Origin of the sequence: Streptomyces sp. NBC_00252, from assembly GCF_036187565.1 — a bacterium.
In the GTDB taxonomy this organism is placed as follows: Bacteria; Actinomycetota; Actinomycetes; order Streptomycetales; family Streptomycetaceae; genus Streptomyces.
In genome coordinates, this window is sequence record NZ_CP108087.1 from 1,260,419 (window position 1) to 1,282,744 (window position 22,326).

General features: G+C 71.1%; 23 protein-coding genes. 11 read left to right on the top strand and 12 right to left on the bottom strand.

Annotation, left to right across the window (positions count from 1 at the left end):
• Positions 1-96: 96 nt before the first annotated feature.
• On the top strand, positions 97-1,251 hold the full coding sequence (locus tag OHT77_RS05570) for a betaine/proline/choline family ABC transporter ATP-binding protein (protein WP_328826859.1): 1,155 nt from the start codon (positions 97-99) through the stop codon (positions 1,249-1,251).
• A 15-nt stretch (positions 1,252-1,266) separates the two neighbouring features.
• On the opposite strand, the gene OHT77_RS05575 is transcribed toward OHT77_RS05570, so the two are convergent.
• From OHT77_RS05575 to OHT77_RS05590, 4 genes are read right to left on the bottom strand one after another with little or no spacing between them, the layout of a single operon-like run.
• Entirely contained in the window at positions 1,267-1,845 is a 579-nt protein-coding gene (locus OHT77_RS05575; RefSeq protein WP_328826860.1) for a hypothetical protein, read from the bottom strand.
• A 40-nt stretch (positions 1,846-1,885) separates the two neighbouring features.
• Positions 1,886-2,827, bottom strand: a complete 942-nt coding sequence (locus tag OHT77_RS05580; protein ID WP_328826861.1) for an ABC transporter substrate-binding protein — start codon at positions 2,825-2,827, stop codon at positions 1,886-1,888.
• Positions 2,824-3,495 carry an ABC transporter permease gene (locus OHT77_RS05585; RefSeq protein WP_328826862.1) on the bottom strand — a complete coding sequence of 224 codons (672 nt, stop codon included), beginning with the start codon at positions 3,493-3,495 and terminating at the stop codon, positions 2,824-2,826. The genes OHT77_RS05580 and OHT77_RS05585 overlap by 4 nt, the downstream gene beginning before the upstream one ends.
• On the bottom strand, positions 3,492-4,172 hold the full coding sequence (locus OHT77_RS05590; RefSeq protein ID WP_266777751.1) for an ABC transporter permease: 681 nt from the start codon (positions 4,170-4,172) through the stop codon (positions 3,492-3,494). The genes OHT77_RS05585 and OHT77_RS05590 overlap by 4 nt, the downstream gene beginning before the upstream one ends.
• A 266-nt stretch (positions 4,173-4,438) precedes the next feature.
• Between OHT77_RS05590 and OHT77_RS05595 the strand changes: the two genes are divergently transcribed.
• Together OHT77_RS05595 and OHT77_RS05600 are read left to right on the top strand one after the other, a co-directional pair.
• Positions 4,439-5,221, top strand: coding sequence for an ABC transporter ATP-binding protein (locus OHT77_RS05595; RefSeq protein ID WP_328826863.1), 783 nt, complete (start codon positions 4,439-4,441; stop codon positions 5,219-5,221).
• 3 nt (positions 5,222-5,224) lie between these two features.
• Positions 5,225-6,535 (top strand): FtsX-like permease family protein, encoded by a 1,311-nt coding sequence (locus OHT77_RS05600; protein WP_328826864.1) that lies wholly within the window; start codon positions 5,225-5,227, stop codon positions 6,533-6,535.
• A 133-nt stretch (positions 6,536-6,668) separates the two neighbouring features.
• Here the strand turns inward: OHT77_RS05600 and OHT77_RS05605 are convergent, their stop codons facing one another.
• Positions 6,669-7,238, bottom strand: a complete 570-nt coding sequence (locus OHT77_RS05605; RefSeq protein WP_328826865.1) for a TetR/AcrR family transcriptional regulator — start codon at positions 7,236-7,238, stop codon at positions 6,669-6,671.
• 149 nt (positions 7,239-7,387) lie between these two features.
• Here OHT77_RS05605 and OHT77_RS05610 point away from each other — a divergent pair, with 149 nt between their 5' ends.
• Positions 7,388-8,245 (top strand): AAA family ATPase, encoded by an 858-nt coding sequence (locus OHT77_RS05610; RefSeq protein WP_266777743.1) that lies wholly within the window; start codon positions 7,388-7,390, stop codon positions 8,243-8,245.
• Positions 8,242-9,600, top strand: coding sequence for a vWA domain-containing protein (locus OHT77_RS05615; RefSeq protein WP_328826866.1), 1,359 nt, complete (start codon positions 8,242-8,244; stop codon positions 9,598-9,600). Before OHT77_RS05610 ends, OHT77_RS05615 begins: the two co-directional genes overlap by 4 nt.
• A gap of 16 nt (positions 9,601-9,616) precedes the next feature.
• Here OHT77_RS05615 and OHT77_RS05620 read toward each other — a convergent pair whose 3' ends face one another.
• Positions 9,617-10,318, bottom strand: coding sequence for an SDR family oxidoreductase (locus OHT77_RS05620; protein WP_328826867.1), 702 nt, complete (start codon positions 10,316-10,318; stop codon positions 9,617-9,619).
• Positions 10,319-10,473: 155 nt separating this feature from the next.
• On the opposite strand from OHT77_RS05620, the gene OHT77_RS05625 reads away from it, so the two are divergent.
• Entirely contained in the window at positions 10,474-11,457 is a 984-nt protein-coding gene (locus tag OHT77_RS05625) for a D-cysteine desulfhydrase family protein (RefSeq protein WP_328834163.1), read from the top strand.
• A gap of 48 nt (positions 11,458-11,505) precedes the next feature.
• Here OHT77_RS05625 and OHT77_RS05630 read toward each other — a convergent pair whose 3' ends face one another.
• The 3 genes from OHT77_RS05630 to OHT77_RS05640 form a co-directional block, all read right to left on the bottom strand.
• Positions 11,506-11,865, bottom strand: a complete 360-nt coding sequence (locus OHT77_RS05630; RefSeq protein WP_328826868.1) for a cupin domain-containing protein — start codon at positions 11,863-11,865, stop codon at positions 11,506-11,508.
• A 171-nt stretch (positions 11,866-12,036) separates the two neighbouring features.
• On the bottom strand, positions 12,037-13,020 hold the full coding sequence (locus tag OHT77_RS05635; RefSeq protein ID WP_328826869.1) for a pyridoxal-phosphate dependent enzyme: 984 nt from the start codon (positions 13,018-13,020) through the stop codon (positions 12,037-12,039).
• Entirely contained in the window at positions 13,017-13,742 is a 726-nt protein-coding gene (locus OHT77_RS05640; protein WP_328826870.1) for a helix-turn-helix transcriptional regulator, read from the bottom strand. Before OHT77_RS05640 ends, OHT77_RS05635 begins: the two co-directional genes overlap by 4 nt.
• Positions 13,743-13,833: 91 nt before the next feature.
• Between OHT77_RS05640 and OHT77_RS05645 the strand changes: the two genes are divergently transcribed.
• The gene (locus tag OHT77_RS05645; protein WP_328826871.1) at positions 13,834-15,801 is read left to right on the top strand and encodes an SMI1/KNR4 family protein; all 1,968 of its coding nucleotides are present in this window, start codon (positions 13,834-13,836) and stop codon (positions 15,799-15,801) included.
• Between the two features lie 51 nt (positions 15,802-15,852).
• Here OHT77_RS05645 and OHT77_RS05650 read toward each other — a convergent pair whose 3' ends face one another.
• Both OHT77_RS05650 and OHT77_RS05655 read right to left on the bottom strand, forming a co-directional pair.
• Positions 15,853-17,421: an oleate hydratase gene (locus tag OHT77_RS05650; RefSeq protein WP_328826872.1), complete on the bottom strand. Its 1,569-nt coding sequence runs from the start codon at positions 17,419-17,421 to the stop codon at positions 15,853-15,855.
• A gap of 174 nt (positions 17,422-17,595) precedes the next feature.
• Positions 17,596-18,561 (bottom strand): pirin family protein, encoded by a 966-nt coding sequence (locus OHT77_RS05655; protein WP_328826874.1) that lies wholly within the window; start codon positions 18,559-18,561, stop codon positions 17,596-17,598.
• A gap of 139 nt (positions 18,562-18,700) precedes the next feature.
• Here OHT77_RS05655 and OHT77_RS05660 point away from each other — a divergent pair, with 139 nt between their 5' ends.
• From OHT77_RS05660 to OHT77_RS05670, 3 genes are all read left to right on the top strand, one after another.
• The gene (locus OHT77_RS05660) at positions 18,701-19,183 is read left to right on the top strand and encodes a MarR family winged helix-turn-helix transcriptional regulator (protein WP_328826875.1); all 483 of its coding nucleotides are present in this window, start codon (positions 18,701-18,703) and stop codon (positions 19,181-19,183) included.
• Complete coding sequence (locus tag OHT77_RS05665) at positions 19,180-19,626, top strand: MarR family transcriptional regulator (protein ID WP_328826876.1); 447 nt, start codon at positions 19,180-19,182, stop codon at positions 19,624-19,626. The genes OHT77_RS05660 and OHT77_RS05665 overlap by 4 nt, the downstream gene beginning before the upstream one ends.
• 68 nt (positions 19,627-19,694) lie before the next feature.
• On the top strand, positions 19,695-20,042 hold the full coding sequence (locus OHT77_RS05670) for a tetratricopeptide repeat protein (protein ID WP_266777721.1): 348 nt from the start codon (positions 19,695-19,697) through the stop codon (positions 20,040-20,042).
• A 66-nt stretch (positions 20,043-20,108) separates the two neighbouring features.
• Here OHT77_RS05670 and OHT77_RS05675 read toward each other — a convergent pair whose 3' ends face one another.
• A complete protein-coding gene (locus tag OHT77_RS05675; RefSeq protein ID WP_328826877.1) occupies positions 20,109-21,500 on the bottom strand; it encodes a PepSY-associated TM helix domain-containing protein in 1,392 nt (463 codons plus the stop codon).
• A 175-nt stretch (positions 21,501-21,675) separates the two neighbouring features.
• Between OHT77_RS05675 and OHT77_RS05680 the strand changes: the two genes are divergently transcribed.
• The gene (locus tag OHT77_RS05680) at positions 21,676-22,320 is read left to right on the top strand and encodes a peptide deformylase (protein ID WP_328826878.1); all 645 of its coding nucleotides are present in this window, start codon (positions 21,676-21,678) and stop codon (positions 22,318-22,320) included.
• Positions 22,321-22,326: the final 6 nt, after the last annotated feature.

Here is a 22,326-nt window from a genome sequence, read left to right on the forward strand (position 1 = left end):
GTGCTCCGGATCATTCCAGGGTCGGCATGCCCGCGTCACCAGCCAGTGGGACGCCGTTGAAGGGCGGTGCGGGACCGGCGCCGTTAGCGTGAGGACATGATCCGGTTCGAGCAGGTCAGCAAGCGGTACCCGGACGGTACGACGGCCGTGGACGGGTTGTCCTTCGAGGTGAACGAGGGCGAACTCGTCACGCTCGTGGGCCCGTCAGGCTGCGGCAAGACGACGACCATGATGATGGTCAACCGGCTCATCGAGCCCACCTCCGGCCGGATCTTCGTGAACGGCGAGGACATCTCCACGGTCGACCCGGTGCGGCTGCGCCGCCGTATCGGCTACGTCATCCAGCAGGTCGGCCTCTTCCCGCACCGAACGGTCCTCGACAACACGGCGACCGTGCCGTCCCTGGTCGGCTGGAAGCGCACGAAGGCCAGGGCCCGGGCAGCCGAACTGCTCGATCTGGTGGGCCTGGACCCGAAGACGTACGGCCCGCGTTACCCGGAGCAGTTGTCGGGCGGGCAGCGGCAGCGCGTCGGGGTGGCGCGGGCGCTGGCCGCCGATCCGCCGGTGCTGCTGATGGACGAGCCGTTCGGCGCGGTCGACCCGGTGGTGCGGGAGCAGTTGCAGGACGAGTTCCTGCGGATGCAGGCCGCCGTGCGGAAGACGGTGCTGCTGGTCACGCACGACATCGAGGAAGCCGTACGGCTCGGGGACCGGATCGCCGTGTACGGGCAGGGGCGGATCGAGCAGTACGACACCCCCGGCGCGGTGCTCGGCACGCCGGCGACGCCGTATGTCGCCGAGTTCGTGGGCGCGGACCGGGGTCTGAAGCGGCTGTCGGTGACCGAGATCGAGCCCGACGACCTGGAGCAGCCGCCGGTCGCCCGGGTGGACGAGCCCGCGCAGCGCGCTGCCGAGCGGCTGCGGGTGGAGGGCGCGCGGTGGGCGGTGGTCCTCGACGAGCAGGGTGAACTGCAGGGCTGGGTCAAGGCCGACGAACTCACGGCGGGCGGCACGGTCGGCGCCCTCGCGCACCGGATGAACGCGTGGGTGCCGGTGGGCGCCCCCTTGAAGCAGGCGTTCGGCGTGATGCTCCAGCACGACGCCGGGTGGGTCGCCGTGCTGGACGGGGCGCGCTTCCTGGGGGTGCTGACTCCGGCGAAGCTGCACGAGGCGTTGCGGCGGTCCGTGGACGCGGATGCGCTGGGGGTGCCGCGGGGGCAGGTGGACTTCGATTCGGTGGCGGATGCGTGAGCGGGGCGCTCGGGCTCAGCTGAAGGTGAGGGGGCAGCCCCGCCGTAGCGCGTGCTGGGCCGCGCGCAGGTACAGGGCCACGTAGAAGGCCGTGTCCAGGTCCTCGGCCCAGGGGCCGGGGCGGACGGTCGCCAGCTCCTCCGCCTCGCCCTCCAGGAACCAGAAGGTGAGGGCGAGGTTCTCCGTCACCTCCGGTATTCCGGCGGGCAGTTCGAGGGCTGCCGCCAACCGCTCGGCGAGGGCGAGGACTTGGGGTGCGCCGACGATCACCGTCTCGTCCGTGTAGGCGGAGCCGACCGGCAGCCGTATCTCCTCGTCGAGCGAGAACGGCACCAGCACCGACCAGTCACCGAGCAACTCTCTTTCCTCAGGCGTCAGTTGCGCACGGCACAGCGCGTCGAACCCCTGCATGGACGGGCTCAGCTTCTCCTCGAAACCCGGGCCCGTGTCCCGCGCGGGCACGGCCGTGTACGGCGGCAGCCCGCGCCGGGCCAGCTCCGCGTCGAGCCCCTTCGCGATCGCCCCCATGCCCCCTTCCCCCGTGTCCTCACCGAACCACTCCTGCGCGTCGACATCGACGAGATAGACACCCATGCCCGAAAGCTACAAGCCGCCACTGACAACGGCCCCGCCGTCACTTCAGCAGGCCCTTGTCCTTGAGATACGTGCGTGCCACGTCCTGCGCCAACCGCCGCCAGCTGTCGACCTGTTGGTTCATGGAGGCGAGGTCGGCCGTGGTGAGTACGTCATTGAGTTTCCCCAGCGCCTTGGTCACGCCGGGGCTGCCCGCCCGGGAGCGGTTGACGACCGGGACGACGTAGTCGGCGTTCTGGAGGTGCTTGTCGTCGGTGAGGATGACCAGGCCGAACTGGTCGAGGGTGGCGTCGGTGGTGGTGGTCAGCACCATCTGGTCCTGGCCGTTCTGCACGGCGCTCTTCGCCTGGGTCGTGCCCACGCCCTTGGGGTCGACGGCGGTGATGTCGATGCCGTAGACCTTCTTCAACCCCGGTTCGCAGTACGGCCGTTGCACGCACTCGTCGCCCGCCGCGAGCCGTACCTTCAGCCCTGAGGCGCCGAGGTCGCTGAGGGTCTTGAGGTGGTGTTTTTCGGCGTACGAACGGGCCACGGCGAAGGCGTTCTGGTCGACGGCCCTGCCGGGGGCGAGGACGGTGAGGCCGCGGGGTGTGGCCAGTCGGCGCAGGGCCTTCATCGTGGCGTCGAGGTCGGGTGAGCCGACGGCCGGGGCGTCCGGGCCGTTGGTCTTGGCGTTGAGCCAGTCGGCGAAGGTGGCCGCGTACTCGGGGACGACGTCGATCTGCCCCGATTCCAGGGCGGGTTCGTAGAGTTCGCGGTTGGCGACGGTGAGCAGGGACGTCGTGTAGCCGGCCTGCTTCAGGAGGAGCGCGTACATCTGGGCCAGCAGGTCGCTCTCGGTGAAGCCGGCCGAGCCGATGGTCAGGTGGTGGCTGTCGCCCGGTGGCGCGGTGACGGCGCCCTTGTTCTCCAGGGACGGGCCGGTCGAGCACCCGGTGACCAGGAGCAGCAGCAGACCGGTCAGGGCCGTGCGGCGCTTCACCGCGCTCCCCTCACCCAGCGCGGCGAGAGCCGTTCCGCGATCTCGAAGACGCCCTCGACGAGCAGCGCGAACACCGCGACGAGCACCGCTCCGGCGACCACCTGGGCGGTGTTGGCGAGGTTGAATCCGGCGGTGATGATGCGGCCGAGTCCGCCGCCGCCCGCGAGTGCGGCGATGGTGGCGGTGGCGACGAGCTGGACGGCCGCGATGCGGACGCCGTTCATCAACAGCGGGAGGGAGAGCGGCAGTTCGACGCGGAACAGCATCTGCGAGCCGGTCATCCCCATGCCGCGCGCGGCCCGCACCACGTCGCGGTCGACCTCGCGCATGCCGACGTAGGCGTTGGTGAGGAGGGGCGGTACGGCGAACAGGACGAGGGCGACGACCGTGGGCCCCTCGCCCCACTTGCCGACCGGGGTCAGCAGCAGCAGGACCAGGACGGCGAAGGTGGGCACCGCGCGGCCGATGTTGGAGATGTTCACGGCGAGTGCGCCGCCCTTGCCGAGGTGGCCGAGGACGAGGGCGATCGGCAGCGCGATCACGCAGCTGATGACCAGGCAGACGACCGTGAGGACGAGGTGCTGCGCGAGCCGGTGCCAGATGCCGTCGTCGCCGGACCAGTGGGCCGAGTCGGTGAGCCAGTGCCAGGCGTCGGTGAGGGTGTTCATCCGCGTACCGCCCTCGTCCAGGGGGTGATCAGGCGTTGTACGAGCAGCAGGAGCACGTCGGCGAGGATCGCGATCACCACGCAGAGCACGGACGCGGTGAGCACCTGCGCCTTGAAGTAGGTGTTCATGCCGGCGTAGATCAGGTTGCCGAGTCCCCCGAAGCCGACGATCGCCCCGACCGTGACCAGCGAGACCGCCGAGACGGTGGCGATGCGGAGGCCGGCCATCGCGGCGGGGAGGGCCAGGGGCAGTTCCACGGTGAGGAGGAGGCGGATCGGGCCGTAGCCCATGCCGCGTGCGGCCTGCCGGGTCTCCTCGGGGACGGCGCGCAGGCCCGCGAGGATGTTGCGGACGAGCAGGGTGAGCGAGTAGAGGACGAGTCCGGCCACGACGAGGGTGGCCGAGAGGCCGTAGACGGGCAGGAGCAGCGAGAACATCGCGAGGGACGGGATCGTGTAGAGGATCGTCGTCACGCCGAGCACCGGGCCCGCGGCCCAGCCCCAGCGGCGGGCCACCACCGCGAGCGGGAGGGCGATGGCGAGGCCGATGAGCACGGAGATCGCGGTCAGCTGCAGATGCTGGACGACCGCGTCCACGAGGATGTGGCGGCGGGTGCTCAGGTACTCGCCGCAGATCCACTCGTTGCGGGCGAGGCAGTCGTCCGGGGGCGCGGTCACAGGTCCATTGCATCGGGAAGACCGGGCTCCGGCGCGTTCTGGTGACCCGTACGGGCGGTCCCTCAGGGGTTCCGGTGGGTGGAGAGGGGTGCGACGGAGGCCGCTCCTCCGATCGCAGCCCCGTCATGGGCTCCCCTGAGAACCCGACGCCGGGGGTGTCGCTGAGTACACCCCGGGATACGGGTTCTGCGCCCAATGTGCGCAACCGGCGTTCTCCGTAGCGTCGTTGACGAGGCACAGGGCGTGCCGCACGGAGGGTGAGGGCGATGTTTCGCAGCGGACGACGGACACACGACAAGGGACCCGCCGCCGAGGCACTGCGGCTGGTCAAGGTGAGCAGGACCTACGGCCGTGACGACAGCGCGGTGACCGCGCTGGACGGGGTCACGCTGAGCCTGGAGCGCGGCACGTTCACGGCGGTGATGGGTCCTTCGGGGTCCGGCAAGTCGACGCTGTTGCAGTGCGCGGCGGGGCTCGACCGGCCGGACAGCGGGATCGTGATGGTCGACGGCGCGGAGATGACGGGCGGGACCGAGGCCGAGCTGACGCGGTTCCGGCGGAGTCGGATCGGGTTCGTGTTCCAGCAGTACAACCTGCTGGACACGCTCACCGTCGCGCAGAACACGGTGCTGCCGCTGAAGCTGGACGGGCGCCGCGTGGACCGTGCGCGGGCCCAGGAGGTGCTGACCTCGGTCGGTCTCGGCGACCGGCTCGGCCACCGCCCCGACCAGCTCTCCGGCGGTCAGCGCCAGCGGGTCGCGATCGCCCGCGCGCTGGTCACCGAACCGCGGGTGATCTTCGCGGACGAGCCGACCGGCGCCCTGGACACGCGCAGCGCACGGGGTGTGCTGCTGCTGTTGCAGGAGGCAGTGCGGGTGCACGGCAGGACCGTGGTGATGGTGACGCACGACCCGGTCGCCGCCTCGTACGCCGACTCGGTGGTGTTCCTCGCGGACGGCAGGCTCGCCGGCCGGATGCACGCGCCGACCGTCGACGCGGTCGCCGAGCGGCTGGCGCACCTGGGCGACGACATGACGGCGGGGGTGTGAGCGATGTTCGTCCTCGCGATGCGTTCGATCCGGCAACGACCCGGCCGCTTCCTGGCCACCCTGCTGGCCGCGTTCCTCGGCGCGGCGATCATCATGACCTTCAACTCCCTTCAGGACACGGCGAATCGGCACGGCATCGACTCGGTCAGCGCCGACACCCTGTCCACGTCGGCGAGCGTCGTCGGCGGCTACGGCACCCTGCTCGTCTTCTTCGCCGTCGCGTCAACCCTCACCGTCAACGTCCGCCAGCGCTCAAGGGAGTTGGAGACCCTGCGCTGCTCGGGGGCGACCCCGGCCCAGCTGAAGCGGATGGTCGTGGGTGAGGCGGTGGCCGTCGCACTGCTGGGCGCGGTCCTCGCCGTAGGTCCCGCGATGCTCGGCGGACGGGCCCTGCTCGGCGCCTTCAAGGACAGCGGCCAGGTGGCCCGCTCCGTGGACTACTCCTTCGGCCCCTTCGCCCTCCAATCGGGCCTGGGCATCACGCTGTTGGCGTCAGCGGGCGCCGCGTTCCTGGCCGTACGACGAGCGACCCGCGGCCAACGCCGGCAGGGCCGGGCCCGCACGTTCCTGGCCTACGCCGCGCTGGTCACCGGCGTCGTGTCGGTGACGGCGACGTTCGCCTTCTCTGCCACGGACGCGGCACTGATGGCGGCCCCGGCATACGGCGCGATCCTGCTCTCGGTCGGCCTCGCCCTCCTCGCACCCCGCCTGCTGAGGACCCTGCTCGACCACCTCCAACTGGGCGGTTCCACCGGCTGGTTGGCCATCCGCAACCTCCGTGAGCGTACCGACCAGCTCGCCGGAATCCTGATGTCGCTGATCCTCTTCACGGCGGTGTCCACGGCGACCCTCTACATGCAGGCGGTGGAGAGCGACGCGGTGAAGGCCTCGGGCCTGACGAAGTCGGTCGACGCGAAGAACCTGGAGACCCTCAACTTCACGGTCGTCGGCATCATCGTCGTCTTCGTCTGCGTGATGCTGGTCAACTCCCTCTACGCGGCGACCACTTACCGCGCCCGAGAGTTCGCCGGCCAACGCCTCGCCGGCGCGACACCGGGCCAGGTCCTCCGCACGGTGGCCACGGAAACAGCAATCCTCACGATCACCGGCATCCTGTCGGGCACGTTGGCCGCACTGGCGGGAATCATCCCCTTCACGATGGTCCGCACGACCGGGGTACTCCCTCACCAGGGCCTGGGCATCTGGCTGACGGTGACCGCGGTGGCAACAACGGTGACCATGGGAACAAGCCTGCTGACAGCCCACCGAGTCCTACGCACCCCGGCGGTGGAGGCGGTAACCCTGGCAGCGTGACAACGATGGGTCAAGGGGCAGCCAAGCCACCGGCTGCCCCTTAATCCGCGGTCCGACGTCCCCCTTAGGGGCGCGGGGAACTGCGCGACCAGCCACAACGCACCCGCAGCCAACCGACGACAGCCCCCACCCCTCAGACAACCCCCGCCGCATCCAACAAAACCCGCACAGTCTCGACAGTGACCCCGTCCAACGTCTCCAACCCCACCCCGGCCCGAGCACTGGCCCCGTCAAACACAAGCATCAACTGCCGAGCCAACAACTCCGGCTCACGCGCCCCACCCAACTCCGCCTGACCCCGAAACGCGTCCTTCATCCGCTCCTTGGCCTCCCGCGCCACCACACTCGCCGGATGCGCGGGATCCTTCAGCTCGACCAACGCGGCGAGGTAAGGACAGCCCATGAAGTCCGGCGCGGCCGAACCCCGCTCCACCTGCTGGAACACGTACAGGATCCGCTCACGCGGCGTACCGGCGTCATCGGGCCCGGCGATCAGCCACGCCGCATACTCAGGAGCCCTGCGCTCAAGACTCGCGGCGAGCACCGCGTCCTTGCTCTCGAAGAGCTGATACATCGACCGCTTCGAGACCCCGGCAGACTTGCACAACGCCTCCACCCCGATGGAAACACCGTCCCGATAGAACAACTCGGTCGCGGCGTCGAGCAGCCGATCGCGGGGGGACGCCTTGTCTGTCGTAGCCATACTGCGAGGTTACCGCGCCGGACACGAAGAGGAAACCGATCGGTGTACACGCTTGCGCGGCCCCCCGATCCCGGGTGACAGTGAAGGTGAACAAGCGCTTAGATAGGTGCCGCGCACCGACGCACCACCCGCGATCCGCCGGAGGCCCCGTGTTCCGTTCCGTCGACGAAGTCGCCGCCCGCCTCGCCGAGACCGGCTATCTGGCCTCGCCGGCGGTCGCCACGACCGTGTTCCTCGCCGACCGCCTCGGCAAGCCGCTCCTCGTCGAGGGCCCGGCCGGCGTCGGCAAGACGGAACTGGCCAAGGCCGTGGCCGAGGTCGCGGGCGCCCAGCTGGTCCGGCTCCAGTGCTACGAGGGCGTCGACGAGTCCCGCGCGCTGTACGAGTGGAACCACGCCAAGCAGCTGCTCCGCATCAGCGCGGGCCGCGACGAGAGCTGGGACGAGACCCGTACCGACATCTTCAGCGAGGAGTTCCTGCTCCCCCGCCCGCTGCTCACGGCGATCCGCGGCGACGACCCGAAGGTCCTGCTGATCGACGAGACCGACAAGGCCGACGTCGAGGTGGAGGGCCTGCTGCTGGAGATCCTCAGCGACTTCCAGGTCACCGTCCCGGAGCTGGGCACGATCACCGCGACCCGCCGTCCCTTCGTGGTCCTCACCTCGAACGCCAGCCGCGAACTCTCCGAGGCCCTGCGCCGCCGCTGTCTGTTCCTCCATATCGGCTTCCCGGACGAGGAGTTGGAGCGTCGGATCGTACGGCTGAAGGTGCCGGGGCTCAGCACGGCACTGGCCGAGTCGGTGGTCCGGGTGGTCGGGGCGCTGCGTGAGATGGAGCTGCGCAAGGTGCCGTCGGTGGCCGAGACCATCGACTGGGCCCGCACCCTCCTCGCGCTCGGCGCCGACACCCTCGACGAGACGGTCGTACGGGACACCCTCGGCGTCCTCCTCAAGCATCAGGACGACATCCTGCGGGCCGCCGCGAAGCTCGACCTGGACGCCGTGTGACCGCCGCCGGGGTCACCGAGCGGCTGACGGGCCTCGTCGGAGCGCTGCGCGCGCACGGTCTGCGCATCGGCACCGGCGAGACGGTGGACGCGGCGCTGGCCATGGAGGCGCTCGGATTCGCGGACCGTGAGCTGCTGCGCGAGGGACTGGCCGCGACCCTGCTGCACGGCACCGGCCAACGCCCGGTGTTCGACCCGGTCTTCGACCTCTACTTCCCGCACGGCGTCGGCTCACCGCAGGGCGAGCCCGCCGCCGACCGCGAGGACCTCCGCGACCGACTCGCGGCCGCCCTCGCCGCCAACGACCAGGCGATGATGGGGCAGTTGGCGGCCGAGGCCGTCGACGGTTTCGGCGGCTACGGCAACTCCCCCTCGTCGGACGGCTGGTCGTCGTACCAGACGCTGGACCGGCTGCGTCCGCAGACGCTGTTGGCCCGGGTGCGGACGAGCATCCGGGAGCAGGGCGGACAGTCCGGGTTCGCGGACCGGCTGCTCGACGACGAGATCCGGCAGCGTATCGAGGGGTTCCGGCAGCAGGTCGCCGTGGAGGCGCGGCGGCGGGTGGCCGAGCGGCGCGGGCGGGACGAGATCGCCCGGCGGGCCATCCCGCCGACGGCCGACCGCGTCGACTTCCTGTTCGCCGGACGGGCCCAACTGGCCGAACTGCGCAGGGCGGTTCAGCCCCTCGCCCGCAAGCTGGCCACCCGGCTCGCAGCGCGCCGCCGCCGCGCCTCACGGGGCACGATCGACCTGCGCCGCACCCTGCGCGGCTCGCTGTCCACGGGCGGGGTGCCGATGCGGCCGGTGCTGCGTCGGCGTCGGCCGGTCCGGCCCGAACTGGTGCTGCTGTGCGATGTGTCGGGCTCGGTGTCGGGCTTCTCCGACTTCACGATGCTGCTGGTGCAGGCGCTGCACGACCAGTTCAGCAAGGTGCGCGTGTTCGCCTTCGTCAACCGGCTCGACGAGGTGACACCGCTACTCGTGCACGGCACGGCCGACCCCGAGGGACTCGGCACCCGCATCCGCGACGAGGCCACCCTGACCGGCTGGCACGGCAGCAGCGACTACGGCGTCGCCCTGGGCGAGTTCGCCGAGCGGTACGGCGACGCGGTGGGCCCGCGGACGACCGTGTTCGTGCTCGGTGACGCCCGTACCAACATGAGCGACCCGAATCTCCCGGCCGTCCGGCAGATCACCCAACGGGCCCGGCGCGTCTACTGGTTGAACCCCGAGCAGCGTTCCCAGTGGGGCACCGGCGACTCGGCGGCACCGGAGTACGCGGAACTGGTCGAGATGCACGAGTGCCGAAACGTGCGGCAACTGAGCACGCTGGTCGGCCGGTTGCTGCCTATCTGAGTGCAGCCGGGTCGGACTAGGCCGCCAACTGCGGGTACAGCGCGGCCCCTTCGCCGGAGAGCCCGGCCTTGACCTGGCGGGTCAGGTCGTCGGCGAGCACCTCGAAGGCGCCGGCCTCGATGCCGTCGAGAGCCTGTGATGCCACGCTCTCGGGAGTGGACTTGGGCGCGTCGACGTGTGCGGCCATGTCGGTGTCGACGTAGCCGACATGCAGTCCGGTGACGTCGATGCCGCGCGGCTTCAGGTCCAGGCGCAGGGAGTTGGTCTGCGACCAGAAGGCGGCCTTGGACGCGCTGTAGGAGCCCAGAAGGCCGACCCAGGACAGCACCGAGTGGACGTTGAGGAGGTGACCGCCGCCGTTGCGCTCGATGATCGGCACAAAGGCGCGGGTGACGAGGAGGGGGCCGTAGAAGTTGGTCTCGAACTCGCGGCGGACGTCCTCGACGGGCGAGTCCAGGAAGTTCGCGTTCACGGACCCGCCCGCGTTGTTGATCAGGATGGTCACGTCCTGCGCCTGCTCGGCCGCCGCCGCGACGGACGCGGGGTCACTGACCTCCAGCGCCAGCGGCACCGCGTCCGGGTGCGTGACGGTCTTCGGGTCGCGCGCGGTGGCGTACACCTTCTTGGCGCCACGCTCGTACAGGGCCGAGACGAGCGCCCGGCCGATGCCGCGGCTGCCGCCGGTGACCAGGACTACGGCGCCTTCGATGTTCGTCATGGGGAACTCCGGGGTGAGACAGAGAGAGGAGGAAACCGATCGGTTTCCGCATGTCGACCACAGTAAACCGATCGGTTTCCATGAGCAAGCCCGGGGACAGTCGCGGCGGCGGCCCGCACGCCGACCGGGACGCGGGCCGGCCGCCGAAGCGCGCGATGATGTACGTCATGAGCGACCCGCACAGCGCCCCGCACGTGGAACTGGCCACCTTCCCCACGCCCGTCGAACCGGCCCCGAGACTCGCCGCCGCGATCGGGCTCGGCCCGGACGACCTGTGGATCAAGCGCGACGACCTGACCGGCCTCGGAGGCGGTGGCAACAAGATCCGCAAGCTGGAGTGGACCGTGGGCGCGGCACTCGCCGAGGGCGCGGACACCCTGGTCACGACCGGCGCCCCGCAGAGCAACCACGCCCGTCTGACGGCGGCGGCCGGTGCGCGGCTGGGACTGGACGTGGTGCTGGTGGTGCGCGGCGCACCGGGCGCGTCGCGCTCCGGGAACCTCGCCCTCGACGGGCTCTTCGGCGCCCGGATCGCCTGGGCGGGCGAGGTCGACCAGGCCGGACTGGACCGGGCGGCGGCCGAGGTGTGCCGGCAGCTGCGGACGGCGGGCGCGCGGCCCGTGCTGATCCCGTTCGGTGGTTCCAGCGTGCTCGGCGCGCGCGGCTACGCGCGCTGCGGCGAGGAGTTGCGCCGGCAGCTCCCCGATCTCCGTAGCGCCGTCGTCGCGCTCGGCTCGGGCGGCACGATGGCCGGGCTGGTGACCGCACTCGGACCGGAGGCGGTGCTCGGGGTCGACGTGGGCGCACTGCCCGAACCGGCCCTGGCGGTAAGGGAGTTCGCGGACCTGCCCACGTCGGAGGTACTACGGGTACGACGCGACCAGATCGGCGAGGGCTACGGCACCCTCACCGACGCCACCGCCGAGGCCCTCACCCTCACCGCCCGCACCGCCGGTCTCGTCCTCGACCCGACGTACACGGGACGCGCGATGGCGGGCCTGATCGCGGCCGTCCGGGACGGCGACATCCGGCCCGGCGAACGGACCGTGTTCGTGCACACGGGCGGGCTGCCCGGACTGTTCGGCCACGCGGACGCGGTCGCGTACGCCGAGGGGCAGGTCGTCCGGTACGAGGCATGACCTCGGCGCGCCCGGCGGGTGCGGTGCCGCCGGGCGCGCAAGGGTCGGTCACTCGGCCTTCGCGTAGTCCGTGGCCATGGCGCCGGCGAAGTCGTACACGATCACCTGCTCGTCACCGACGACCCACGCGTCGTGTCCGGGCGGGCACACGAAGACGTCGCCGGGGCCGACCTCGCCCTCGCCGCCGTCGTCCATGCGGAGATGCATGCGCCCCTGCACCACGTAACCGTTGTGATGGATCTGGCAACTCTCGGTGCCCGCGATCGGAGCCACCGACTGGGACCAGCGCCAGCCCGGTTCGAAGGTGCCCACGGCGAAGTCGAGTCCGCTGAGGTGCACCGCTTCGAGGTGGCCGCGGGGGAAGTCCCGTCGCTCGTCCGGCTTGTCGACCGTCTTCACTTCCAGCATGACGGCTGCCTCCGTTCCGGCCGCGCACAGCACGGCCGGGGCCGGTCTCCGTCTCCCGGCGACCACGAACGGCACCGATGCTCCGGCGGGGGCCGTGCCCCACCACTCCATCGTCGTCCTGTCCAGCCGGGAGCGCCATTCGGGGGAACCGTCAGGCCCACTTGGGCAGGTTCAGGAGGCGTCGCCGCTCGCGCACAGCGCGGCGAACCGACCGCTGTCGATGTTGCCGCCCGAGACGATCATCCCCACCCGGCCGGGGAGTTGGCCCGCGCGTCCGGCGAGGAGGGCGGCCAGCGGGGTGGCGCCGCTGGGCTCGATGACGATCTTCAGGCGCTCGAAGGCGAAGCGCATCGCGTCCCTGATCTCCTCGTCGCTGACCAACGCGATCTCGTCGACGAGCCGTTGGTTGACGGAGAAGGTCAACTCCCCCGGGATGTCGGCCGCTTGTCCGTCGGCGATGGTGCGCGGCACGGGGATGGACACGCGGTGGCCGGCCTCCAGGGACCGCTTGGTGTCGTCCCCGGCCTCCGGTTCGACGCCGATGACGCGGGTGCGCGGGTGCAGCCCCTTGACGGCGGTGGCCGTGCCCGCGATCAGTCCGCCGCCGCCCACGGGCACCACGATGGCGTCCAACTCCCCCACTTCCTCGACGAGTTCGAGCGCGGCCGTGCCCTGTCCCGCCATGACGTGCGGGTGCTCGTAGGGCGGAATGAGGGCGAGCCCCCGCTCGGCGGCCAGGGCCTCGCCGATCGCCACGCGGTCGCCGGTGTAGCGGTCGTAGGTGACGACCTCGGCGCCGTATCCCTCGGTGGCCGCCCGCTTCGAGGCCGGGACGTCCTCGGGCATGAGGATCACCGCGGTGGTGCCGAGTTCGCGGGCGGCGAGGGCGACGGCCTGGGCGTGGTTGCCGGACGAGTAGGCGGCGATGCCGCGCGCGAGCTGCTCGGGCGTGAGCCGGGAGGCCGCGTTGTAGGCGCCGCGGAACTTGAAGGCGCCGATCCGCTGGAAGTTCTCGCACTTCAACAGGACTTCGGCGCCGACGAGTTGGTCGAGCGTGCGCGAGCGCAGCACCGGTGTGCGGTGGGCGACGCCCTTGATCTGCGCGGCGGCGTCGCGGACGTCGTCGAGGGTGAGGGGCGGGATGCCGGTCGTCACGCGTTTCCTCCAGGGGAAGCGGAATCAGAAGCCGTGTCGGCTGCGGAGCCGGGGGATGTGCCCGTCGCCGCGCGGGCCTGCGAGAGGTAGCTGTAGGCGGAGGCCCGGGAGATGCCGAGCCGGGCGGCGACCTGTTCGATCGCCCGGCGTACGGCGAAGACCCCGTGCTCGTCGAGGCTGCGGAACAGCTCCAGCCGCTGCGCGCGGTCGAGTTGGACCCAGGTCAGACTCCGCCGCAGCAGATGGGCGTCGACGATGGCCTCGACGACGGAGTCGATGTCGTTGCCGAAGGTGGTGGTGGCCGGCGTCTGCGCTGCGGCGCTCCCGGCGATCCCGGCCAACAGGGCCTGCGCCTGCTGTACGGCGGTCACGTCGACGTTGACGCAGAGCGCGCCGAACACCGCGCCCGTGGAGTCCCGTAGGACCATCGTGGACGACTTGAGCTGCCGGGCGTTCCTGGTGCGGGTGGGGTAGTTCAGCTCGTCGGCGGCCTCGTCGCCGCGGGCCAGCATCCGCAGCCCGATCTCGCTCATCGCCCCGCCCACGGACCGCCCGGTGAGGGCTCCGGCGACGGCGACGACGGACTGCTCGGGGCACCGGTAGTCGTGCAGCACCACCTCGCACACCGGGCCGAAGGTCGCCGCGATCCCGTCGACCACCGGCGCCAACGCGCCGATGATCGCGTCCCGTTCGGCATCCAGGGCCGGACTTCCGTCCGCCATTCCCCATCCTCACCTCAGACTGTACGTCCAAGCACTATACACACAGTCCAGCTCCGCGGCGTTGTCAGTGGTGGCTGGCAGCATCGGGCTCATGACGGATTCCACGGCATTCGACTGGCGGTCCTTCCTGCTCAAGTGGAGCGGGGAATGGGCGGATTCCCTGCCGGACAGCGACACGCGGAGCGAGGACGACGAGGCCGCGCGACAGGCGCGCTGGCTCGGGTTCCCGCCCGCCTCGGAGGAGCGGATAGCGGCCATGGAGGAGCGCCTCGGCCGCCACATGCCGCCGTCGTACCGGGAGTTCCTCAAGGTCAGTGACGGCTGGCGGAACGCGGGCTATTTCGTGTGGCTGCTGGCGGGCACCGAGGACGCTCAGTGGCACAACAACGAGTCGGGCCTCGCGGACAGCTACGCCGAGCACCTGGACGAGGACTCCACGGCCGAGGCGCAGCGGGAGGCGGCCCTGTGGCGGCGCGGGCTCCAGCTCGACGTCGAGTCCGACGTCACCTATGTCCTCATGGACCCCGAGGACGTGGACGACGACGGCGAGTGGGCCGTGTACACCTGGTCGAGCTGGCGGGCCGAGTCGCCCGAGCGGCATGCGAACTTCCTCGCGTTCATGCGGAACATGCACCGGGAGTTCCACAGCCTGGCGGCTCGACAGAGCGACACGGAGCCGGAGTTCGCCAACGACACGACCCGCGAGCTGGACGCCCAGGTGGAGGAGGCCCGGCTCGCGGTGCTGCGCGGCGGGTGGGAGCCGGCCGAGGAGGCGCTGGACGAGGCCAAGGGATACGGCAGACCGCGGGCGGCCGGGCTGGGTGACCAGATACGCCGGCTGCTCGGGAAGACGTACATGGTGTACTTCGAGGATCTCGTCACGGACCCGCGGTACACGCCCGAGCTGCTGCCCCTGCTGGTCGCCGAGCACGCGCTGCACTCCTACCGGGACGACTCGACCCTGAAGTTCCATCTGCGCGGAGCCGACGACGAGTTGATGTCCCTGGCCTTCGCGACGCTGGACGAGGTGCGGAACGGCACGTACCGGTATGCGCCGACCGGACCGTTCGGTGAAGCGGTCGACCGGGCACGGGAGTTGGCGCGATGGGGCGGCTCCGACGAGGCATGGCGGACGCTGATGGACGCGCTGCCCCTGTGGGAGCCGCTGGGCCCGGACCATCTGGCACCGCTGGCATGGGTGGCCGACCCCGTGCTGGGTCAGCTGCTGACCCCGGAGCGGGGCCGCGAGCTGCTGTCCACACCGAGGGCAGGCCGGACAGGCGAGCCACCGAGCCCCGCGGCCGACCTCGACCCGGGCGACCTGGCCTGGCTCGCGGAACCGGACCGGGGCAACAACCGCACGTCCTACCGCTTCGTCCTGGTGGAGGGCGCGCACCCGGAGGAGCTGCCCGGCCGTCTCGCGGACGGGGACGGGGACGGGGCTGTGCTGAATGCCCCTATGACGCTCTGGGACGCCCGCCATAAAACAACGGGCAACCAGCGGGAGTTCTCGTCCTACGACGACAAGGCCTTCGTGGCCGTCGGCCGGGCCGGTACCGACTGGAGTTTCGTTTTCGACGACCGCCCCGCCTCCTTCCACCGACCACGCTTCGTCTCCCCGGCCGCGACGGCCAGCGCGGGCACCCGCGCGGTGGTGGTGTGGAGCGGCTTGAGGTCGGGGTCCAGGAAGCCGTTCTTCCACCTCTCGGTGGCCCGGGACGGCGCCGAGCAGTACGCGTTCACGTACGAGGGCGGAGAGATCCAGCGGAGCGGGGAGATACCGGGAGCACTGGAACCGACCCGGTTCTTCGGTGACATGGCGGAAGGAGCCGCCGCCGAGGCGGAGCGACCGCTGCTGGAGGCGGTCACCAGGGAGTTCGGTGCGTCCCTGCCACGTCACGCCCTCACGAGCGGACGGCTGCACACCTTCACCACCCGCTCCTGGACGCGCCCGCCGCAGCGGGGCGAGACGTACCTGGTGGTCAGCGTGAACCATCCGCCCACCCACCCGACGACCGGCGGGCGCCCCGGAGCCGACGCCCCGGAAAGCGGCCAGTGACCGCCCCGCCCGTCGCGGGACGGCCATGGCCGTACTCGGTGGGTGCTCGGCTCAGCGCCGGTGCATCGTCTGCAGTGCCTCGACGAGCACCTTCGGGTCGTGCCCGCCCTTGTAGACGGGCGGCGGCTGCCGGTCCAGGCCGAGGAGTCGGGCCACGGCGGTCCAGGCGGTGCGTACGGAGTACTCGACGGTGAAGACGACGTCGTCGGGGACCTCGGCGTACTGCCCGATGAAGGCCAGGTTGGTGGAGCCCTCCGGGACGACCTGCGGCCGGTCTCCGGCGCCGCGGACCAGGAACTGACTGGTGATGTACGGCATCAGCACCGGGATCACGATCGAGTGGTCGAGGATCTGCGGACCCTCCTCGAAGCGCAGGTGGTGCAGGACCTCGTCCAGGATCTCCCGGCCCGTGCACGCGCGCATGGGCTTGCGGACGAAGTCGCCCTCCCGGTCGGGGAAGAGTCCGTAGCCCCACCACACGAAGGTGTCCTCGGGCTGGTCGCGGAAGTGCGGTTGGTGGTTGAGGACGATGGTCAGCAGCCAGTTGGAGTCCTTGAACGTGATCAGCCCGCCCTTGCCGGCCTCGCTGCCGCTGAACTTCTCCATCAGCTCGAAGAAGGTCGGGTCCTTGGTCGTCACGGTGAAGGACGCCCAAGTCGAGTCCGTGATCGAGGAGTTGAAGACGGTCGGGTCGCCCAGCAGGCCCGGCCGTTTCGCGGCGAGCGTCTCCCAGAGCCGCCAGGAGCCCGCGTCGCCGGAGGTGTCCAGCACGGGCGCGGTGTCGGTGGAGCCGAGCGTCGAGTCGGCGGTCATCGAGCCGTTGGTGACCAGCACCAGGTCGTCGGGGCCGAGAACCGTCTCCTCGCTGCGGCCGTCCCGGGTCCAGGTGAGCGCCTCCACGGTGAGGGCGTCCCCTTCGGCAAGCCTCACGTCGGTTACCCGGGTGCCGAGTTGGACGGTGACCCCTTGCCCGGTCAGCCACTTCGACAGGGGGCGCACGATGGAGTCGTACTGGTTGAAGCGGGTCCGGTAGATCCCCGACATGGAGTCGAAGGTCTTGAAGAGGTGGATGAAGCGGTTGAGGTAGCGGCGGAACTCGATGGCGCTGTGCCACGGTTCGAAGGCGAAGGTGGTGCACCACATCCACCAGAAGTTGGTGTGGAAGAAGCCCTCGCTGAAGCAGTCCGTGATGCGTTTGCCGTCGAGCAGCCGCTCCGGCGTGCTCACGCACTTCACCAGTTCCAGCCGGTCGCGCTCGGAGAAGCCCATCGAGTGCGCGTCGACCACTGTGCCCGCCGCGTCGACGAGCCGGGCGTGGTCGTCCCAGGCGAAGTCCTCGTGGAAGGCGAAGGTGTCCTCGGTGACCGACTTCGACGGGTCGTCCAGGGAGGGGATCGAGCCCAGCAGGTCGTAGGTGCAGTCGAAGTGGATCTCGAACATCCGCCCGCCGCGCATGGTGTACCCGGTCTCGGGCGACCCGGCGGCGTCCAGGCTGCCGCCCTCCCGGTCCTGCTCCTCGAGCAACAGGATGTCGGACCCCGCGAACCCGCCGTCACGGATCAGGAACGCCGCCGCCGACAGGGCCGCGACACCACTTCCCACCAGGTAAGCCTTCGCCATGAACGCCGTCCCTCCTTCGTCCCACGACCACGGGCGGCCCGAGCGGAGGCACGGGCACAGCACCGGCCCGCGGCCGGCTCACCCAGCGTCGGCCGCGGCTCCCTCCCCCGCAGCAGGACGGGCCCGAACGAGTGAGCCCGAGTCGTCGCCGGCCTCACCCGTCGGGCGCGGAGTTCAGCGAGTGCGCCCCCGCGGCTTCAGTCCGACGGGCGGCAGTTCCGGAGCGGGCAGCGGGTCGCCGTCGTAGCCCTTCACCTCGCCGAAGCGGGTGCCGGTCATCCAGTCGGTGCGGGCCTGCTGGATCTCCTCCTGCGTGCGGCCGATCCAGTTCCAGAACATGATCAGCTCCTCGTCGAACGGCTCGCCGCCGAGCAGCATCAGCCCCGCGTCCGACGCGGCGCGCAGCGGGAGTTCGGTGCGGCCGCAGCCGAGGTAGAGCATCGAGCCGGGGAGGACGGGGACGCCGTCGACGTGGGCCTCGCCGGACATGGCGAGGACGGCGTACTCGAAGTCCGGTTCCAGCGGGAGGCGTACGTCCGCTCCGGCGGCGAGGGCCAGGTCCGCGCCGACGATCGGGGTGTACGTCGTGCCGGGCGAGGTCGCGCCGTCGACGTCGCCGAGGACGATCGTGGCGCGCAGGCCCGGCGCGGTGACGACGGGCAGTTCGGCGTGGTGCTCGAAGTGCGGGTCGACGTGCCGGTCGCTGTCGGGGAGCGCGACCCAGAGCTGCGCGCCGTGCAGGAAGCGGGCGTGGGTCTTCGGGCTCTGCTCGGCGTGGCTGATCGCTCGGCCGGAGGTCATGAGGCCCAGTTCGCGCGGGCGGATCGTGGCGACGCTGCCGGTGGAGTCGCGGTGCAGCACCTCGCCCTCGTGCAGCCAGCTCACCGTCTGCAGGCCCATGTGCGGGTGCGGGGGCACCTGCATGCCGGGCTCGTCGGCGATGTCGTCGGGGCCGTAGTGATCGACGAAGCACCAGGCGCCGACCATCCGGCGGCCCAGGTTGGGCAGCAGTCGGCGGACTTCGGTGGACTCGCCGAGCTGTACCCGGCGCGGGCTGAGGAGTTCACGGACGGGCTCCGCCACCACGAAACCGCGGCCGCCGCACAGGGCCGGAACCGCTTCGCGATCAAGATTACTCATGGCGACAACCTAGTCCCGCCGAGGTCGTTCCGTCAGTCCGTACATCTCTCGCCGGTTCCCCACGCCCCTTGCTCCCGGACGCCGTTCCTCCGTTCGAGAATAGTAGCCATGTACATAGTAGCCATGTACCGTATCGAGCATGAGTACGGCATCCGAGGGCGCGACGCCCGGTTTCCTGGTCTGGCGACTGTCGATGAAGTGGCGCGTGGCGGTCGACCGCGCGGTGGCACCCCTGGGACTGACCCATGCGCAGTACTCCCTGGTGGCGTCGCTGTACGGCATGCAGCGCTCCGGACTGCGCCCCAGCCAGCGGCACCTCGCCGACCACACCGGCCTCGAAGCGCTCTACGTCTCGAAGCTGGCCCGCGCCCTGGAGACGGCCGGTCTCGTCGAGCGCACCCGCGACCCCCGGGACCCCCGCGCGATCCAGCTGGCCCTCACCGAGCAGGGCCGCGAGGTGACCCGGCGGGCGATCAAGGTCGTCCACGGGCTCCTGGAGCAGTTGCTCGAACCGCTCGGCGGGCTCGACAGCGCACGGGCCCGGGAGTTCGGCCGGGACCTGACGACCCTGCTCGACACACCTCTTGACCACACGAGTGAGCACGAGAAGGAGCAGCCATGACCACAACCACCACGGCCCCCGCGGACGCCCGCGCGCTCGGCCTGGCGCACTACGCCGCCCGCGCCGTCCTGGAGAGCGTCCTCGCCCGCCACGGCCTCGGTTTCCAGCAGCAGATCGTCCTGCGGCCGGTCGTTCTCGCGGACGGGCCCGTCGACCGTGCCCGGCTCGCCGCGGACACGGTCACGGCCCTGAAGGCCGACGAGGACTCCGTACAGGCCACCATCGACGAACTGATCGCGGCCGGGCTCTTCGCGACGGACGCGTCCGACGTACGGATCACGGACGCGGGCCGGGCTCTGTACGAGCGGATCACCCAGGAGACGAGCGGGGCGAGCGCCAGGATCTGGGGCGGCATCCCCGAGGCGGACCTCCTCGCCGCGGGCCGCGTGCTCGCCCTGGTCACCGAGCGGGCGAACGCGGAACTGGCCGCCGCGGCGGGGTGACCGGGGCGCCGGACAGGTAGTGGAATATTCAACCAACCCGGTCCGTTGTGCAGGTCGAAGGAGGTCAAGTGGACATGACGTACTACGACCACGGAACACCGGCGGAGCGTTGGGAGCGTGCGCAGATGTTCTTCGACGCGAAGGACTACGCCGCGGCGGCGCGGGTGCTGGGCGGGCTGGTCGAGGAGGTGCCCGAGCAGACCGGGCCGCGCCTGCTGCTGGCGCGCTCCTACTACCACTCGGCCCAACTCCGGCGCGCCGAAGCCGAGTTGCGCGTCCTCGTCGAGCGTGACCCGGTGGAGCACTACGCCCGGCTGATGCTCGGCCGCACGCTGGAGCGGCAGGGACGGCACGACGAGGCGGGTTCGCATCTGCGGATCGCCTCGGCGCTCGCGGGTGACTTCGAGCAGGTCTGAGACACCGCAGCACGCGGAGACAGGGGCCCGGTTCCGGTCAGGAACCGGGCGCCTTCGCATGCCCCGCTACTTCGCGTACGTCCGGCTCCCCCGGCGGTGCGCGATCTCGCCCAGCACCACGTCCACGGCGATGAACGCGGCCAGTGGAATCCCCAACAGCGGTACGAAATAGCCGAGTACGGCGATCGCCGCCAGGCAGGGGACGAGGAGCAACGGGGGCATCTGGGCCCACGCGCCACGCGGTATCGGGCGGCCGAAGGACGAACCCCGGCCGCGCAGCCACCACATGCGGTAGCCCCACACGATCAGCAGGACCAGGGAGCCCGCGAGCAGCATCAGGGCCAGCTGGTTGACGAGGCCGAAGAGCACGCCGGTGTGCAGGTCGATGCCCCAGCGGGTCAGTTTGGCGAGCAACGGGTAGTCCGCGAACCGGAGTTCGTCGGTGACCTTGCCGGTCGCGGGGTCGACGGCGACCGCGTCCTGCTTCTCCGGCCAGCTGCGCTGCACCTGCCGGACGACGTAGGCGGAGTTCGCGTCGGCTGGCGGGACGATCTCGACGGGGTTGCCCAGCCCCTCGGCACGTGCGGCGGCGAGGATCTTGTCGAGTCCTACGCCGTGTTGGGCGTCGCCGGTCGCGGTGGAACCGCCGTGCCCCGCGTGCTCGCCGCCCGCCGCAGCCGACACCGAGGGCGTGGACTGGCCCAGGGAGGTGCGGAGTTGGTCGATGTTGGCGCCCGCGTAGGTCGACCAGGTCAGTCCGGTCGCCGACAGGAAGATGAAGCCCACGGCGGCCCAGACGCCGACCGTGCCGTGCAGGCCGAGGGTGCGGCGGCGGCCGCTCGTGCCGCGCACCGTGCGCAGGGCGCGGCGCCGGGAGAACCACAGCACCAGTCCGCCGCCCGCGATGACCCACAGCCAGCTCGCGGCCAACTCGCTGTAGAGACGGCCGGTTTGACCTAGATGGAGATCACGGTGGAGTTCGTCGATCCAGGTGCGCAGCGGGAGGGCTCCGGTCGAGCCGTACTGTTCGAGCGCGCCGCGGACCTTGCCGGTGTACGGGTCGACGAACACCGCGAGGGTGTGGTCCGCGGCTGTGCCCTGGACGCCGGAGAGCATCACGCGGGTGGTGGCACCGGCCTCGGGTGACGGCCGTACCGCCGAGACCGTGCCCTCGGGGTGCGCGGTGCGGGCGGCGGTGACCTGCTGCGAGATCGGCAGCTCGCGGCCGCCGACGGGGACGGTCAACTCATGGGCGTACACGAGCCGTTCGGCCTGGAAGGCACCGGCGTACAGAAAGCCGGTGGCCGCGGCGACGAGCAGGAACGGCGCGATGAGCACTCCGGCGTAGAAGTGCAGACGCAGGACCAGGGGGCGCAGCGGGGCCCAGCGGCTGGGGGACGGTGCCGGGGTGGGCTCGTGCGGGGCCTCGGCCGTGGTGGTCGAGGGAGCGGTGGACATGGGCAGGTTTCTCCTGGGGCGAGGGGGCTGGGGCGGAGGGAGGACGGGGAGTCGGGGGGTGATGTGTCGTGGCCGTAGTGGTCCAGTAGTCGGGGCGTGAAGGCCGCGAGTTCCCGTGACTTCGCGTGGCGTGGGTCACATCGGGGCGCCCCGGAGGCCATGGCATCCTGGCGCGATGGCACTTCCCAGTGATCGCGCACCCCTGGCCGAGCGGGTCGAGGAACTCCTCGCCGTCGGCGGCCCGTTGCCCATCGTCTCGGCCGGAGACCCGGTGCTCAGGAACGTCACCGAGCCGTTCGACGGCCAGTTGGAGCCGGCGCTGCTGGCCCGGTTCGTCGAGGCGCTGCGCGTGACCATGCATGCCGCGCCCGGTGTGGGCGTCGCGGCCCCGCAGGTCGGGGTGGGGCTGCGGATCGCGGTGATCGAGGACCCGGCGCCGGTGTCGGACGAGGTACGGGTGGCACGCGGCCGGGTGCCGCAGCCGTTCCGGGTGCTGGTCAATCCGCGGTACGAGGCCGTCGGCGAGGAGCGGGCCGCGTTCTTCGAGGGGTGCCTGAGCGTCCCGGGCTGGCAGGCGGTCGTCGCGCGGCACGAGTCGGTGCGGCTGACCGGGCTCGACGAGCACGGGCGGGCGGTGGACGAGGTCTTCACCGGGTGGCCCGCGCGGATCGTCCAGCACGAGACGGACCATCTCGACGGGATGCTCTACCTGGACCGGGCCGAGCTGCGCTCGCTCTCCTCGAACGAGGCGATGGCGGAGCGCTGGGCGCAGCCGACACCGGAGGCGGCGTCGGCTGCGCTCGGCTTCGAGCTGCCGTAGGAAATA

Coding starts and splice junctions, on each gene's coding strand:
- OHT77_RS05675 (WP_328826877.1), bottom strand. CDS start 21,500: ATGTCCACCGCTCCCTCGACCACCACGGCCGAGGCCCCGCACGAGCCC.
- OHT77_RS05655 (WP_328826874.1), bottom strand. CDS start 18,561: ATGAGTAATCTTGATCGCGAAGCGGTTCCGGCCCTGTGCGGCGGCCGC.
- OHT77_RS05680 (WP_328826878.1), top strand. CDS start 21,676: ATGGCACTTCCCAGTGATCGCGCACCCCTGGCCGAGCGGGTCGAGGAA.
- OHT77_RS05595 (WP_328826863.1), top strand. CDS start 4,439: ATGTTTCGCAGCGGACGACGGACACACGACAAGGGACCCGCCGCCGAG.
- OHT77_RS05585 (WP_328826862.1), bottom strand. CDS start 3,495: ATGAACACCCTCACCGACGCCTGGCACTGGCTCACCGACTCGGCCCAC.
- OHT77_RS05645 (WP_328826871.1), top strand. CDS start 13,834: ATGACGGATTCCACGGCATTCGACTGGCGGTCCTTCCTGCTCAAGTGG.
- OHT77_RS05660 (WP_328826875.1), top strand. CDS start 18,701: ATGAGTACGGCATCCGAGGGCGCGACGCCCGGTTTCCTGGTCTGGCGA.
- OHT77_RS05630 (WP_328826868.1), bottom strand. CDS start 11,865: ATGCTGGAAGTGAAGACGGTCGACAAGCCGGACGAGCGACGGGACTTC.
- OHT77_RS05575 (WP_328826860.1), bottom strand. CDS start 1,845: ATGGGTGTCTATCTCGTCGATGTCGACGCGCAGGAGTGGTTCGGTGAG.
- OHT77_RS05600 (WP_328826864.1), top strand. CDS start 5,225: ATGTTCGTCCTCGCGATGCGTTCGATCCGGCAACGACCCGGCCGCTTC.
- OHT77_RS05665 (WP_328826876.1), top strand. CDS start 19,180: ATGACCACAACCACCACGGCCCCCGCGGACGCCCGCGCGCTCGGCCTG.
- OHT77_RS05605 (WP_328826865.1), bottom strand. CDS start 7,238: ATGGCTACGACAGACAAGGCGTCCCCCCGCGATCGGCTGCTCGACGCC.
- OHT77_RS05625 (WP_328834163.1), top strand. CDS start 10,474: ATGATGTACGTCATGAGCGACCCGCACAGCGCCCCGCACGTGGAACTG.
- OHT77_RS05570 (WP_328826859.1), top strand. CDS start 97: ATGATCCGGTTCGAGCAGGTCAGCAAGCGGTACCCGGACGGTACGACG.
- OHT77_RS05650 (WP_328826872.1), bottom strand. CDS start 17,421: ATGGCGAAGGCTTACCTGGTGGGAAGTGGTGTCGCGGCCCTGTCGGCG.
- OHT77_RS05640 (WP_328826870.1), bottom strand. CDS start 13,742: ATGGCGGACGGAAGTCCGGCCCTGGATGCCGAACGGGACGCGATCATC.
- OHT77_RS05620 (WP_328826867.1), bottom strand. CDS start 10,318: ATGACGAACATCGAAGGCGCCGTAGTCCTGGTCACCGGCGGCAGCCGC.